Annotated in this window: 16 protein-coding genes and 1 pseudogene; 8 read left to right on the plus strand and 9 right to left on the minus strand. The window is 61.1% G+C overall.

Going from position 1 to position 13,646, the window contains the following annotated elements:
• Nucleotides 1-9: 9 nt before the first annotated feature.
• Nucleotides 10-645: a TetR/AcrR family transcriptional regulator gene (locus H9L06_RS10675; RefSeq protein ID WP_187555144.1), complete on the plus strand. Its 636-nt coding sequence runs from the start codon at nt 10-12 to the stop codon at nt 643-645.
• Nucleotides 646-758: 113 nt separating this feature from the next.
• The gene (locus H9L06_RS10680) at nt 759-944 is read left to right on the plus strand and encodes a CsbD family protein (RefSeq protein ID WP_187555145.1); all 186 of its coding nucleotides are present in this window, start codon (nt 759-761) and stop codon (nt 942-944) included.
• Nucleotides 945-970: 26 nt separating this feature from the next.
• Here the strand turns inward: H9L06_RS10680 and H9L06_RS10685 are convergent, their stop codons facing one another.
• The 3 genes from H9L06_RS10685 to H9L06_RS10695 form a co-directional block, all read right to left on the minus strand.
• Nucleotides 971-2,131, minus strand: coding sequence for a carboxylate-amine ligase (locus H9L06_RS10685; protein ID WP_187555146.1), 1,161 nt, complete (start codon nt 2,129-2,131; stop codon nt 971-973).
• A 42-nt stretch (nt 2,132-2,173) separates the two neighbouring features.
• Nucleotides 2,174-3,313: a baeRF2 domain-containing protein gene (locus tag H9L06_RS10690; protein ID WP_187555147.1), complete on the minus strand. Its 1,140-nt coding sequence runs from the start codon at nt 3,311-3,313 to the stop codon at nt 2,174-2,176.
• A 177-nt stretch (nt 3,314-3,490) separates the two neighbouring features.
• A complete protein-coding gene (locus H9L06_RS10695; RefSeq protein ID WP_187555148.1) occupies nt 3,491-3,652 on the minus strand; it encodes a hypothetical protein in 162 nt (53 codons plus the stop codon).
• Nucleotides 3,653-3,792: 140 nt separating this feature from the next.
• Between H9L06_RS10695 and H9L06_RS10700 the strand changes: the two genes are divergently transcribed.
• The gene (locus tag H9L06_RS10700) at nt 3,793-5,604 is read left to right on the plus strand and encodes an SLC13 family permease (RefSeq protein WP_187555149.1); all 1,812 of its coding nucleotides are present in this window, start codon (nt 3,793-3,795) and stop codon (nt 5,602-5,604) included.
• Here the strand turns inward: H9L06_RS10700 and H9L06_RS10705 are convergent.
• A complete protein-coding gene (locus H9L06_RS10705; RefSeq protein WP_187555150.1) occupies nt 5,601-6,140 on the minus strand; it encodes a TetR/AcrR family transcriptional regulator in 540 nt (179 codons plus the stop codon). The genes H9L06_RS10700 and H9L06_RS10705 overlap by 4 nt on opposite strands.
• A 134-nt stretch (nt 6,141-6,274) precedes the next feature.
• Between H9L06_RS10705 and H9L06_RS10710 the strand changes: the two genes are divergently transcribed.
• The 3 genes from H9L06_RS10710 (at nt 6,275) to H9L06_RS10720 (ending at nt 8,773) form a co-directional block, all read left to right on the plus strand.
• Nucleotides 6,275-7,279: an SDR family NAD(P)-dependent oxidoreductase gene (locus H9L06_RS10710; RefSeq protein WP_187555151.1), complete on the plus strand. Its 1,005-nt coding sequence runs from the start codon at nt 6,275-6,277 to the stop codon at nt 7,277-7,279.
• Nucleotides 7,280-7,522: 243 nt separating this feature from the next.
• Nucleotides 7,523-8,107 carry a thymidine kinase gene (locus tag H9L06_RS10715; RefSeq protein ID WP_187555152.1) on the plus strand — a complete coding sequence of 195 codons (585 nt, stop codon included), beginning with the start codon at nt 7,523-7,525 and terminating at the stop codon, nt 8,105-8,107.
• A gap of 9 nt (nt 8,108-8,116) precedes the next feature.
• Nucleotides 8,117-8,773 carry an SDR family oxidoreductase gene (locus H9L06_RS10720; RefSeq protein ID WP_187555153.1) on the plus strand — a complete coding sequence of 219 codons (657 nt, stop codon included), beginning with the start codon at nt 8,117-8,119 and terminating at the stop codon, nt 8,771-8,773.
• 7 nt (nt 8,774-8,780) lie between these two features.
• On the opposite strand, the gene H9L06_RS10725 is transcribed toward H9L06_RS10720, so the two are convergent.
• The 3 genes and pseudogenes from H9L06_RS10725 to H9L06_RS10735 form a co-directional block, all read right to left on the minus strand.
• Nucleotides 8,781-9,095: a hypothetical protein gene (locus H9L06_RS10725; protein WP_187555154.1), complete on the minus strand. Its 315-nt coding sequence runs from the start codon at nt 9,093-9,095 to the stop codon at nt 8,781-8,783.
• A gap of 178 nt (nt 9,096-9,273) precedes the next feature.
• Nucleotides 9,274-9,734 (minus strand): annotated as a pseudogene (locus H9L06_RS10730) (tRNA (cytidine(34)-2'-O)-methyltransferase).
• Nucleotides 9,735-9,751: 17 nt separating this feature from the next.
• Nucleotides 9,752-10,576: a DUF1266 domain-containing protein gene (locus H9L06_RS10735; protein ID WP_187555155.1), complete on the minus strand. Its 825-nt coding sequence runs from the start codon at nt 10,574-10,576 to the stop codon at nt 9,752-9,754.
• Nucleotides 10,577-10,846: 270 nt separating this feature from the next.
• Between H9L06_RS10735 and H9L06_RS10740 the strand changes: the two genes are divergently transcribed.
• The gene (locus tag H9L06_RS10740; protein ID WP_187555156.1) at nt 10,847-11,053 is read left to right on the plus strand and encodes a cold-shock protein; all 207 of its coding nucleotides are present in this window, start codon (nt 10,847-10,849) and stop codon (nt 11,051-11,053) included.
• 177 nt (nt 11,054-11,230) lie between these two features.
• On the opposite strand, the gene H9L06_RS10745 is transcribed toward H9L06_RS10740, so the two are convergent.
• The gene (locus H9L06_RS10745) at nt 11,231-11,962 is read right to left on the minus strand and encodes a glucosamine-6-phosphate deaminase (RefSeq protein WP_187555157.1); all 732 of its coding nucleotides are present in this window, start codon (nt 11,960-11,962) and stop codon (nt 11,231-11,233) included.
• Nucleotides 11,963-11,976: 14 nt separating this feature from the next.
• Nucleotides 11,977-12,471: an inorganic diphosphatase gene (gene ppa, locus H9L06_RS10750; RefSeq protein WP_187555158.1), complete on the minus strand. Its 495-nt coding sequence runs from the start codon at nt 12,469-12,471 to the stop codon at nt 11,977-11,979.
• A gap of 108 nt (nt 12,472-12,579) precedes the next feature.
• On the opposite strand from ppa, the gene tilS reads away from it, so the two are divergent.
• Nucleotides 12,580-13,626: a tRNA lysidine(34) synthetase TilS gene (tilS, locus tag H9L06_RS10755; protein ID WP_223165246.1), complete on the plus strand. Its 1,047-nt coding sequence runs from the start codon at nt 12,580-12,582 to the stop codon at nt 13,624-13,626.
• Nucleotides 13,627-13,646: the final 20 nt, after the last annotated feature.

The following is a 13,646-nucleotide window of genomic DNA, read 5'->3' on the forward strand; positions in this document are numbered from 1 at the left end:
AGGTATAACTTGCAACTCGGCATGCTGGATCTCGGTAACACGGTGAAACAAACTGACGGAGGACTCATGGCGCTCGAGCAGGTGGTCGATCCGCGAGCACGTCGCTCGCGCCGATGCATGCTCGATGCCACCGCGAAAATACTCGCGACAGAAGGGCTCATTGGCCTCACCCACCAGAACATTGCGCGCCACGCAGACGTCTCGCGGGCGACCGTATACCGGCACTGGAGAACCCGAGAAGACCTCGTGGTTGCGCTGCTCGAAGACTTTCGGATGCCGCACTTTACTGCGGGCGGGGGCAGCGTGCGGGAGCGGCTGCGCGACAGCCTCGAAGTGCAGTGGCGCACACTCCAAGATCCGCACTACCGCGCCGTGTACTTGGCAGCGCAAAGCGTTGCGGATCTGCCCGCCGTAAAAACCCGGTTGCGCGAGATCAATGTCGAGCGCGTTGCCAGCGTCTGCCGACTCGTTGAACCCGAGTATCGACTTGAAAGCGACGAGAGTGTCACCGATGTGCTCGCGCTCGCCGTCGGACCGCTGCTGCAGTACGCAACCTTTGTTGGTGACGAGAGCGAGCAGCTGCGAGAGTCAGTACTCGATTCGGTGATTCAGTATCTTGATCGGCACTGCCAGGCACAAGCTTAGTGAAGCAAACCGCCGACAGTTAGCGCCTCCGGGGGCCGATCCGCAACCCCCTTTCGCGTCATTACGCGCAGATGAAAGTGTGGTCTCGAACCAAACAAACTAAGGAGGCCACCATGGGCGCATCAGACAAGATGGAAGCTGGAATAGACAAGGCAAAGGGCAAAGTGAAGGAATCGGTCGGCGAGATGACCGACAACGAGAAGCTCGAAGCTGAGGGCAAGCTCGACCAGGTTAAGGGCGACGCGAAGAGCGCCGTTGAGAATGCGAAAGACGGCTTCAAGGACGCTTTCGATAAGTAGTGTCTTTTTGCAGCGTTAGGCCCGAACTACCTCACGTAGTTCGGGCCTAACGCTGTCGAGGCCGCCGAGCGGTGCGTGAGCTCGATCGCTTCAGTCACCACGGCATGAGGGCTGTCGGTGCGAAGAAGGGTGTTCCTCTGCTGATCCGCCCCAGTGCCACGCCGGAAGATATCGTCGACAGCTCGCTCCGTTCGTGCGAAATCACCATTGCTCGTGAGCGCCGACTGAACGTGAGCGAGCAGCGCATCAATGGCCCTACGCGCATCGCAGGGTTCACCGAGAAGCGGATTGAGCAGGTGCTCACGAATCCCGAATCGGCTCGCTGACCACATCGCGAGGCGAAGTACCTCGGTAGGCACGGGATCGGGTTGAAAGCCATTTGCCCACTCTTGAGCGGCAACGTCAACGAGTGCGCGAGCGAGCGCCGTAACCGCGACCGCGTGCTCAGGATCTGTGCAGATATCGGCCACCCGAAACTCGACCGTCGGATAGTGGTCACACAGACGCGCGTCGAAATAGATCATTCCGCTGTCGAGCGGAACTCCCGTATCGATGAGGCTGCGTACCCTGCGCTGATACTCGTTTACGGAACCGAATACGTCGTACGGGCCAGATGTCGGCCAGCGCCCCCACGCCTGGTACCGGTAGCTTGCGAAGCCGGTGTCTACACCGTTCCAGAATGGAGAGTTTGAGCTCAGCGCGAGAAGCGCGGGGAGCCACGGGCGAACCCGATCGAGTACCGCGATGCCCTCTTCAGGACTCGAAATACCCACATGCACATGGAATCCGCAGGTGAGCTGCTCCTTGAGCGTGATGCCAAACCGTCGACGTATCGCCGCATACCTGGCGCTGCGTGCGAGGTGCGACGGGCTCGGCAGCACGCTCGTGCCGAGGGCCACCGCGCGAACCCCGAATTCTAGTGCCTTGCTGTCGGCGAGTCGGCGGGCTTCAGAAATTGAGCGAGCAATCTCGTCGAGCGTTCGCAGCGGGGGAGTTGTGACCTCAATCTGCTCCTGCTTGACCTCGCGTTCCAAGCTCGGCGACTCAGTCGGCTCGGGCTGGTCTCCCATAGTCGACAGCATGAAGTCGGCCGCCGCAACCGGGCGTCCATCGAGTGGATCGACAAGAAGAAACTCCTGCTCGACCCCGACTGTGCGCAAACCGCTGCCGAGTGAGGTGGTGTTCATGAGCCCGCCCAAGGTGTAGTTGTGGATCTGACTGACGTGAATTCAGGGGGAGCTGAGTTCTGTCGCCCAGCGAAGTGAGGCGATGGGCGGATCGGGCTCAGCGTGTGCGCGCGGTGAATCTTCTGATTCGAACTGTTCTTCATTAATAATGACTCTCGCGCCTGTGAGAACGGCCGCGCGAGCGAGCGCTTCTGCGGCAGAAACCATTCCGAGCGACTCGGCGTCTAGGTCATTGGGCGCATCTTCAGATACCCACGGTTCGGCACTGAGCGCATGGAGCTGTTCGCTCGAACCTTCGAGTCTCGCGTCGAGCACGAGCGTATCGACCCGCGCCTGTTGAAGCGCTTCGACAACCTCTTGCACACCCTCTGCTCCGAGTGCTCCGTCGCTTGATCTGGCCCGATCCACCACTGCCGCTATGCCATTCGCGACGTGCGACTCGGCGATTTCTGCGATGGCGTTCGCGATACCGTCGTCGTCTGCGCCGTCAGCCCTCGTGTGCACTTCGAACTCGTGCACGAGTGCCGAGCTCGCGTCGGAGAGGCCCTCGATGAGCAACTGTCGCGCACGAACATCTCCCGAGATCAGAATGAAATCTGGCCTGTGCTGCTTGACCAGGCGATCAGTGACTTCAGCGACCTCAGATTGGGTGTGCTTCCACACCTCTTCGGCAGCTCGCTGATACCGTGCGTGCGAGGTGCCACCCGTCTGCACCTTCGTGAGGCTGTCGGTTCGCCCCTCAACCTGTTCCGAGTGCTCAGGGGTATGTTGATCCGCACGCTCGAGACGCACCTCTGCCCCCTCTCGATCGGTTTCGATAACGAGGTAGCGAACGCGTCTAGAACGGTGCCTGATTAGGGGAAGCAGTGTTGGTAGCGGGCCCGAAGCAGCTATCTCGCTTCCAAATCTGTGGCCGGGGAAGGTGATGTCGGCCTCAATTGATCCATTTCTGGCAACTAAGTATCGCGCCGAGGGGCTCGGCGTTCCGTTGGCTTGGGCAAGCGCGCCATCAATCGCCTCGACATCAGCTTTCGGGGCACCAGCCGACCGCAGCCGGTCAAGCAACGCCTCGCGCCGAGACTCTTCTTCGACCTGAGGGAGCGCCCTCGGCCCGTCGACGTATGCGACCGTCGAGACGCCCGCCGTTGAAGCTAATTCCTGGAGCAAAGTGCGGCTGCTCATCATTCTCCCTTCGTCTCAGTTCAACCAGGCTAGAGAGGAGTTCGCTCGCCATCGATCGGGTTGACACAAGGGGGTTCTGCGGGTACAGAACTGCGCCCGGCCGAGCGCGTTCGACCGGGCGCAGTTGGGGGCGAATCAGTGAGGGGTAATCAGTGATTCGAGTTTGGGCGGATCGGGTTAGCGCTTATTCCCGCTGATGCTTCGCAGGAGCCACATGATGACAGCTATGACGAGCAGCACGATACCTACCCACAGGAGGAAGTTCACTGCTTTCACGAAGCCGCCAACAAGAGCGAGAATAATCGCGATTACGATAAGTGCTATAAATATGCCGTTCATGGTTAAAAGCTATGGGGAGTCAACGCGAACAGGTACCCCCTTGCGGGAGTGGATCAGAGGGTGGTAGGCGTTCTTGAGGCCTGTCGGTCGGATTTCTTCGGGGCATAGACTTCTGAGGAACCCATCGGAAGGCGTGGCTCATGACCGTAGAGCTCCTGCTCGTGCTCGGGCTGCTTGCTGTCGTCATCGTGCTTTTCAGCATTGGTAAGCCAAGACTTGATGTCGTCGCGCTTCTCGCTATCGTCGCGTTTCCGCTCACCGGCCTGCTCACGGTTCCTGAAACCCTCGCTGGGTTTGCGGATCCGAACGTGCTGCTCATCGCCGCGCTCTTCGTCGTTGGCGAGGGTCTCTCGCGCACCGGCGTCACCTACAAGCTGGGGGATTGGCTAGCGGCCAGGGCGGGCTCGAACCGCACCAAGCTTGTGATGCTGCTCATGGTGACAGTCGCGGGACTCGGTGCGGTTATGAGCTCGACCGGGGTCGTCGCGATCTTCATTCCGGTGGTCATGAGCCTCTCAAAGCGACTCGGCATGTCTCCACGGCAGCTCATGATGCCGCTGAGCATGGCGGCACTCATCAGCGGCATGCTCACACTCATCGCTACCGCACCGAACCTCGTGGTCGACGCCGAACTGAAGCGCCAGGGTGAAGCGGGGTTCGGCTTCTTCTCAGTCACGCCGTTCGGCATCATGGTGCTCGTGCTTGGGGTCGGCTACGTGCTGCTCATGCAGCGCTTCTTGGGCGATGACGAGAGTGACGAGCAGGGTGGATCGCGTGACTCGTTTGGCGACCTGCTCAGTCGATACGGCATCGAGCAGCAAGCCGGAAGGTACCGGGTTGAGACCCGTTCGCCGCTTATTGGTATGTCGGTGGAGCGAGTCGACTTCGGAGAAACGACGAGTTTTGTGCTCGGCGTCGAACGCAAGCGATTCTGGCGCAGCGCTACGCTTCTCACAGAGCCAGACACGCGAATTAAGCGCGGAGATGCACTCGTCGTCAACTTCGCACCGACGTCGGACGTGTTGGACCGGCTGGGGCTCAACTTTATCGGTGAATCTGACTACGTGTTCGACGATCACTCGCGGCAGCTCGGCATGATCGAGATCGTGGTGCCGCCGGAGTCGCGAATAGTTGGCAAGCGTGTTGATGAGCTGCGCCTCGACTCGAAATATGGCGTGACGGTGCTCGGCCTTCGGCAGTCTGGTCACGAAATTGCTGAGGGCTTTGCGGATCGGAAGTTGAAAGCGGGAGCCATGATGCTCGTGGCGGGGGATTGGAACGCGATCCGCCGCATTCGTCAGGTAGCTCGCGAGTTCGTGCCGATGGCCCTACCCGCAGAGGGTGATGAGATCGCACCAGCCGCATCTCGGGCACCACTTGCGCTCGCGAGCGTGGCGCTCATGATCGTGCTCATGGTGACCGGCATCGTGCCGAATGTCATCGCGGCCCTCATCGCGGCGCTGCTCATGGGACTGTTCCGTGCGATCGATATGCCGTCGGCGTACCGTTCGATCCACTGGCCGACCCTCGTGCTCATCGCGGGCATGCTGCCGTTCGCCCAGGCGCTTGAGCAGACGGGCGGAATCGACCTCGCGGTCGACGGGCTCGTGAGCGCATTCGGTGGCGCGGGGCCGCACGCGCTGCTTGCGGTGCTCTTCGCTGCGACCGCACTGATCGGGCTCTTCGTGTCGAATACCGCAACCGCGGTGCTCATGGCACCAATTGCTATAGCTATGGCGCACACGATGGGACTGTCTCCGTACCCCTTCGCGATGGTCGTGATGCTCGCCGCGTCGTCGGCATTCGTCACGCCGGTGTCGTCACCCGTGAACACGCTCGTGATGGAACCGGGGCGCTATCGGTTCTCAGACTTTGTGCGCTTTGGTGGGCCATTCACCCTCGTCATCATGCTCGTGAGCGTGGTGACGGTACCAATTTTCTTACCGTTCTAGGCGATGCTTCCCCACATCCAGTCCGCTGCCACCTCGGGTGAGGGGAGCGGATCTTGTGAGAGCCAGAACTCTATGACGCCGAGTATGGCGCCCGCCGTTCCCGCAGCCTCGACTTCGACCGGAAGCTCGGTGTTGCGGCGCACTGGAGATCGCTCGATGCCCTCCTGAACGATGGCAATGGTGCGCGCGCGGACACGGCTAGCAACACGCGCAGACCCGTGAGGACCGAGCGCCTGCCGGTACAGGTCGGCGTGTTCAGCGAAGTGGCGTGCGAAGCGCACAAGTTCGGTTGGTGGTTTTGTGGAGTCATTCAAGTGCACTGGCTCCTGCGGCCTGGCCGCTTCTGTTTCGAGTGATTCCAGCGCGCTCGCGAGCAGTTCTTCGCGGTCGGTGAAGTGCTGATAGAAGCTGCTGCGATTCACCCCGGCGCGCGTGACGATTTCGGTGACCGGAATCTCGCCGATGGGTCGATCAGCGGCGAGCGCGAGTACCGCCTTGAAGAGCACTGATCGTGTGTGTCTGGCTCGTGGATCCATGCCTCTGATTCTGCCAGTATCTGCCAGTTCGCCGTGAGCACAGTCACAACGCTAGCTTCTCCGACACCTGTCGGAGTAATGTGCAGGTATAGGCACACCGGATTCGACCGGTTCGCACTGAGAAAGGACTCGCAATGGCAAAACTCACCGCAAACAGCACGATTGGCGAATGGCTCGATGATCCACAGGGAAGCGAGGCGGTTGGTGCATTGCTCGCCGCCTCGGGTGCCGACCCGAGCTCGCTCGAGCCCGTGAAGTCACTGCCCCTGCAGCAGATGGTCGCCCTCAGCCAAGGCAAGATGCCTCAGTCAGTCATTGACGATCTCGTTCGCTCGGTAAACGGTGGCGAGATTCCCGAGGAAGAGTCGACCGGGGCCTGGCAGGAGCAGGTCACCAGCGGCCGGTTCGCGGGACAGACCGTAATTGTCACAGGTGCTGCGAGCGGCATTGGTCGCGCGACCGCGTCACGCATCGTGCGCGAGGGCGGCAAGGTCGTAGCAGTTGATATCTCTGAGGAGAAGCTTGAGGAGTTCGCCAAAGAGGCACCCGAGGGGAGTGTTATCGCGGTCGCCGCAGACGTGACGAAGCAAGAAGACATCGATCGTGTCGTGAGCGCGGCAGGTGAGCGGATCGATGGACTTGCGAATATCGCTGGCATCAACGACGACTTCTCGCCGATCCACGAGACGAGCGATGAGATTTGGGATCGCGTCATCGGCATTAACCTCACCGGTGTGTTCAAGCTCACCCGCGCGGTCGTGCCGGCGATGCTCGCCGCAGGCAAGGGCTCGATTGTGAACATCACCTCGGAGGCAGGCATTCGCGGAAACGCCTCGGGCAATGCGTACACGGTCTCGAAGCACGGCGTCGTGGGCCTCACCCGTAGCGCAGCGTTCATGTATGCGAAGCAGGGCATACGCGTGAACGCGGTTGCGCCGGGCGGAGTTGCAACAGGCATCCCGTTCCCGCCGAACGTTTCTGAGGTTGGCAGCGCGCGCCTGCATCCCTTCCAGTCGGCGATTCCAACGCTCGCGACCGCCGAACAACTCGCGGCGTCGATCACCTTCCTGCTCAGCAACGATGGCGTGAACATTAACGGCGCGATTCTGCCGTCTGACGGCGGTTGGTCGGTGCAGTAACTTTGTGACGCAGTAAGCGCACGACGCGAGGCGGGTCCACACTTGGCAGTGGATCCGCCTCGCGTGTTTAACGCTGCGTGTTTAGCGGTGCTTGTCTCGACGCTTCACCCAGAGCGCGACACCTACGACGATGCCTGCCGCAACAAAGATCGTCCAAGAAATAACAGCGCCCAGAACCATGCTGTAACCGTATCAGCGAGCCCTGTGTCTTATTGGCCCTGCGCAGACCGGTAAGGTCCTTGTATGGCAAAACTGCACTTCCGTTACGCGGCCATGAACGCTGGCAAGAGCACTGCGTTACTCCAGGTCGCGCACAACTATGACTCGCTGGGCAAAAGCGTCATGATCGTGAAACCAGTGGTCGACCTGAAGGGTGGCGACCGCATCGTGTCGAGGCTCGGTGTTGAGCGTGAGGTCGACTACCTCTGGGCTGCCGGGGTCTCACTGCCAGTGGCCGAGACACTCGACGTCATTCTTGTCGACGAAGCCCAGTTCTTAACGGTTGAGCAGGCAGATGAGCTACTCGACGTCGCCGTTCGCGTGGGCGTCACCGTCATCGCGTACGGCCTGCGCACCGACTTCCGGGGCGACAGCTTCCCGGGTGCGGCCAGGTTGCTCTCGATCGCGCACGAGATCGAAGAAATCCGCACGCTGTGCAGGTGCGGGTCGAAGGCAACCATGAACCTGCGCAAGATCGACGGTGTTACCGTGTTCGACGGAAACCAGGTCGCGATTGATGACGGCAGTGTCGTCTACGAGTCTGTCTGCGCGAGGTGTCACGCGAGAGAACGAGACATTGGGATGCGGGGCGCGACAGTTCGCGCGTAGTGTGGGTGCATGGCACGCATCATTCTTTTCGGTGGACACGGCAAAGTAGCGCTTCTCACGGAGCCGATACTTGCGGGGCGAGGTGATGAGATCACCGCGGTGATTCGAAACCCCGACCACGAAGATGCGGTGCGGGCTGCAGGTGCGACGCCGGTCGTCGCCGACATTGAGCAGCTCGATGTCGATGCGCTGGCAGAGCTCATCTCGGGTCATGATGCGATTGTGTGGTCGGCAGGTGCAGGCGGTGGTAATCCCGCTCGCACCATCGCAGTGGATCAGGACGCGGCTATCCGCACCATGGACGCTGCACTGCAGACCGGAGTCACCCGCTACGTGATGGTCTCGTACTTTAATGCGTCGCGAGAGCACGGGATCGACCCGGAGAATGCGTTTTATCACTACGCCGAGGCAAAGGCTTCAGCGGACACTTACCTGCGCCACAGCTCGCTCCAGTGGACCATTCTCGGGCCGAGCGGCCTCACGCTTGAGAAGCCGACCGGCCGCATCGACGCCCACGCGGCCGAATCGGGAACTGTCTCGCGCGGAAACGTTGCACGCGTTATTGCGGCCGTGTTGGCTGACGACTCGACGATCCACCACACGATTACCTTCAACGACGGCGACGAGCCAATCAGCGAGGCAGTGAAGCACGGGGTGCCCGCGTAACGACGGGTTAATCGGGAACGTCGAGCGAGATGATGTCCTCGTCTTGACGCTTGTGCTCGACCTTCTCGCCCTTCTTCTCCGTCGCTTCTTCGCGTGTCTCTGCGACATCAGCGGCCTCGTCGGGGTCGAGGTTGGTCTCGGTATCGAGGTTTGTGTCTTCGTCTTCGTCACCGCCGCCAGACTTCTTTGCGGCAACCGGTGGATCGGCCGCATCCTGGCCATCCTTACCCGCGTACTCGGCCTCCTCGTAGACTGACTCCTCAACCGAGGGTGGCGCGGTTGCTGTGGGCTCCTGTTGTGAATCCTTGCCCTGCTGCGACATGGTGACCTCCCTGAATGCTGGTTAGTGATCTACTCATACTTCTAGAAACCACTTGCTGTTTCAGGCGAGCATATGCTCACCCAGACGGCCACCGTCAGGGGGTTGTGAATGCTGAGCTAAACAGCTAGACCGGTGATGTTGCGAGGCAAGTCGCACACCGCGGCATGTTTGCTACGAGTCAGAGTGCGCCCGCAAACCCTTGCTGGCGCCACGCCTCGTAGATTGCGATCGATGCGCAGTTTGCGAGATTCATTGAGCGACGCCCCGACACCATCGGAATGCGTAGCTTGTCGGTAATGGCTTCGTGCTCGAGGATCTCGTCAGGCAACCCTGTCGGCTCGGGGCCGAAGAGGAGCACATCTGTCGGCTCGTACTCGACGTCGGTGTACCGTCGCTCAGTGTGGGCGGTGAACGCGAAGATGCGGGCGGGAAGCAGCGCTTCAAGCGCCGCCTCGAACGAGTCGTGAAGGTGCACGACTGCGAGGTCGTGGTAATCGAGGCCCGCGCGCCGCACTTTCTTATCCTCAAAGTCAAAGAGCGGCTTCACTATGTGAAGCTCCGCCCCGTGCCCGCGGCCAGACGAATCGTATTGCCAGTGTTTCCAGCGATGCGGGGTTCAAAAAAGAGAATGCGAGTCACTCACGAAGAATACCGCGTCACGCCTTTGTGCCCCCGGCGAGTGGCCAAGCGAGCGCCTTCCAGGGGCTTTCGGATGAAGTAGTCAGCCACTCAATCGCGTCAAGAAATGGGCGTCGCCCGTGCTTCGTGTAGCCGTGCAGGCCTTCGATGTAGGCCTCACCAAATTCGTTCCAACTACTGAAGCCGGTGAGCGCAGCGGTCGCGAGCACATCTGACGCCTCGCGCACTGCCAGATAATCGAGATACCCCACGCATCCGGCCCATCGCACGAGGTTCGCGAACCTCGCGATGTCAAACGCAAGGTCTGGCAACAGTTCTACACCCTCGTCGGGTGTTTCGAGCCCCTCTGCGATGTGTGACGCGATGAACTCCGCGGCCTGCTCGGGCGCACCATCGGCGACGAGTCGTGCGCGCAGGGTGAGCTCCGTTTCACCCCGAGCTGCCGCGTATTGCGCGGCACTCCTCGCCGCGATGCCGACAGTGTTCCGCACCTGCACCTTCGCCTGATCGGCCCGATTCACGTGCCAGTCGGTTGAGAGAACCTTGCGTAGTGTCGCGAACGGGAGTACCGATCCATACCCAAAATATGTCTGTTCTGGTGAGTGTTTGCGCTTCGATTCTCGCGTGTGTACCCACTCAGGCCTCGCATACACCGCGGCGAGCGCTGGCCCGAATCGTTCCCAGGGGTCAGTTGAGACTCTGGCAGATGGGCTGCCCGGTCCCTCGAAGTAGGCGCGCAGTGTTCGTTTGCGGATCACCACAGCGATACACACCACCACGATCGACAAGAGAATGACGGCCGCAAACAACCAGATGATGAGTGTCAGCTGTTCGGGGCTCATGTGCTCACTGTAGCGACTTGTGGCTGCCAGAGGTAGGTTTGCGACACGTGTGGAAAATGGTGTCGTGTCGAAAACGTTATAGAGCAATTGGGGTAAACGTAGGCTAGGGTTTAGGTATCGGCGCTTTCTTTCCGTTTTGCTTCGCTTCAGTGTCATCCAGTCGCTGGTGTGGTTACCCCGGGCTGGCACGCTGATACCAGTAAGCTCGCGTATTTTGCGCGAACAGTTATGAGTCGCGCAAGCGGCTCCGCATCACAAAGGAATGCTTTCATGGCAACCGGCATTGTTAAATGGTTCAACTCCGAAAAAGGCTACGGCTTCATTGCTCCCGACGACGGGTCAGCAGACCTCTTCGCTCACTTCAGCGCGATTGAGGGCTCAGGCCGTCGCGATCTCGAAGAGAACCAGCAGGTTGAATTCGACACCGAAGACGGCGCTCGCGGCCCACAGGCTGTGAACATCCGCAAGCTGTCCTAATTACACGCGCCCTTCGGGGCGTATGTGCAAAAGGAGGCTCCTGGTTTTCCAGGGGCCTCCTTTTGTTTGTCATGGTTAATTACCCCGTGCGACATACACTTCGACCCGGCAGTCGTTGCTGCTTTCACAGAAGTGAACGAGCAACGACTGCCGGGTCGATGGCAAGGGAAAGCTTCGTTAGTCCTGTCGCTTGAGAAGCGAAGCGGCTGCAGTGTCGAGCACAAACACGGCGTTCGGGTGAAGCTGCGCGATGCTCGCGGGCATCTCGGTGGTTACCGGCCCCTCGATTGCTGCGGCAACGGCCTGCGCTTTCGATTCGCCGATCGCAACGATCACCAGCTTGCGGGCCTCCATGATGGTTCCGAGTCCCTGCGTGATTGCCTCGGTAGGCACATCGGCCTCAGACGGGAAGAATCTCGCGTTGTCTGCGATTGTCTCGGGAGCCAGCGACACCCGTCGCGTGCGCGAGTCGAGTGCAGACCCGGGCTCGTTGAACGCGAAGTGACCATTCCGGCCGATGCCCAAGATCTGCACGTCGACGCCACCGGCTGCAGCGATAGCGGCCTCGTAAGCAGACGCCTCAGCAGCGGTGGCGAGCACCGAAGGCACCGCCACGAGCGACGGCGTCAGCCCGAGAAGCTGCACGACCTCCCGATCCACCACTGAGTGATAGCTCTCGGGGTGCCCAGCGTCGATATCGGCGTACTCATCGAGCGCGAAGCCCCGCACCCGCGAAACATCGATACCGCGCAGCGCGACCGCCTCTGCCCACGCGTGATAGAGCGGCAACGGGGTCGACCCCGTTGCGAGCCCAATCACCGCGTCTGGGCGCGCAAGGATCGCCTCCACGACATGCGAAGCGGCGAACCGCCCGAGGTCTGAGAGGTCGTCGAAGACGCGAACCGTCATGCGTGCGCGGGCGCCTAGTGGCCCTGCGATGCGAGTCGCTCCTGAGCCTCGACGATGAGCTTCTCGGCAGCTGCCGCTGAGCCCCAGGCGTCAACCTTGACCCACTTGCCATCTTCGAGATCCTTGTAGCGCTCGAAGAAGTGTGCGATCTCTTTGCGGGTGTACTCAGGGATATCGTCCACGTCCTGAATGTGGCTCCAGCGTGGATCCTTCACCTGCACCGCAACGACCTTGTCGTCTCCGCCTGCCTCGTCGCTCATGTGCAGAACGCCGACCGGGCGCACCTTGATGCCAACACCGGGGTAGACCGGGTAGTCGAGCAGCACGAGCACGTCAAGCGGATCGCCATCTTCGCCGAGCGTCTCCTCAAAGAACCCGTAGTCGGCGGGGTAAACAAAATTCGTGTACAGCACGCGGTCGAGGTAGACGCGACCGGTCTCGTGGTCAATCTCGTACTTGTTACGGCTTCCCTTGGGAATTTCGATGACGGCGTCGAATGCGGCGGTCATGCGCGCTCCTTCGTGTGTATGGCCGTCAGAAGCGGCCGAGTTAACGGTGTAATGCCGAGAACAAGCGTACCCGACGGTAGCGTGGGTGGTGTGAATCACCCCGCGCACATGCTCACTCGGCTGTCGGTGCGGCGTGCGCTGCAGTCGGTGGATCGCGGCGCGCTTGTGCTCGTCGGGCTTTCGGGCGGTGCCGATTCGCTCGCGCTCGCCGCGGCTCTTGCGGCTGAGGCTGGTGCGGCTGGGGTGCGGGCCGGGGCAATCGTGGTGGATCATGGCCTGCAAGCTGGCTCTGCCGATATTGCGGCACGTGCCGCAGCACAGGCACGCGAGCTTGGACTCGAAGAGGTGCACGTGCTCAGGGTGCAGGTAGATGCCGGTGCGACTCAGAGCGAGGGGCCGGAATCTGCGGCACGCGCTGCGCGGTATGCAGCATTCGAAGAGATCGCACAGAGCACAGGGGCAATAGCGATCCTCACAGCGCACACGCGAGACGACCAGGCAGAGCAGGTGCTGCTCGCGCTCGCACGCGGGTCAGGCACTCGCAGCCTCGCCGGCATTCCGCCGATCCGCCAATTGAACGACTCGACTGCGCTTATTCGCCCGTTTCTTGCAGAAGACCCAGAGGTGCGCCGCGCGACAACCGTCGCCGCCTGCGAGGAGCTGGGGCTTGAGGCGTGGAGCGATCCACACAATATCGACCACACATATGCGCGAGTGCGGGTTCGCGAGGTGCTCATGCCCGCGATTGCTGAGGCGCTTGGTGCCGGGGTTCCGGTCGGCCTTGCGAGAAGTGCGGATCTGGCCCGCGAGGACGCGGAGGCACTCGACGTCTGGGCTGCTCAAGTCTTTACCGAGATTGTGCGTGTTGTGGACGAAGGCGAACCGGCCGCCACGATCGAAGCATCGGACGTCAAACGGCTCGCAGAACTCCCGGCTGCGGTGCGGCAGCGCGTGATCCACCGGGTCGCAAGTCAGGTGTTTGGTGCGAGCCTCGGTCGCTCGCACACACTCGCCATTGCTGCGCTCGTGACGAAGTGGATCGGGCAAGGCCCCATCTTTGTGCCCGGCATTCGCGTTACTCGAGCTGCGGGAGCGCTGCGCTTTGAGCGACAGCACGGTTCGCCGCGGAAGGCAAAAACGAACAAGCAGGGCTGAATTCGCGCACTACGATGGAT

The organism is Leucobacter denitrificans, from assembly GCF_014396385.1.
GTDB lineage: Bacteria > Actinomycetota > Actinomycetes > Actinomycetales > Microbacteriaceae > Leucobacter > Leucobacter denitrificans.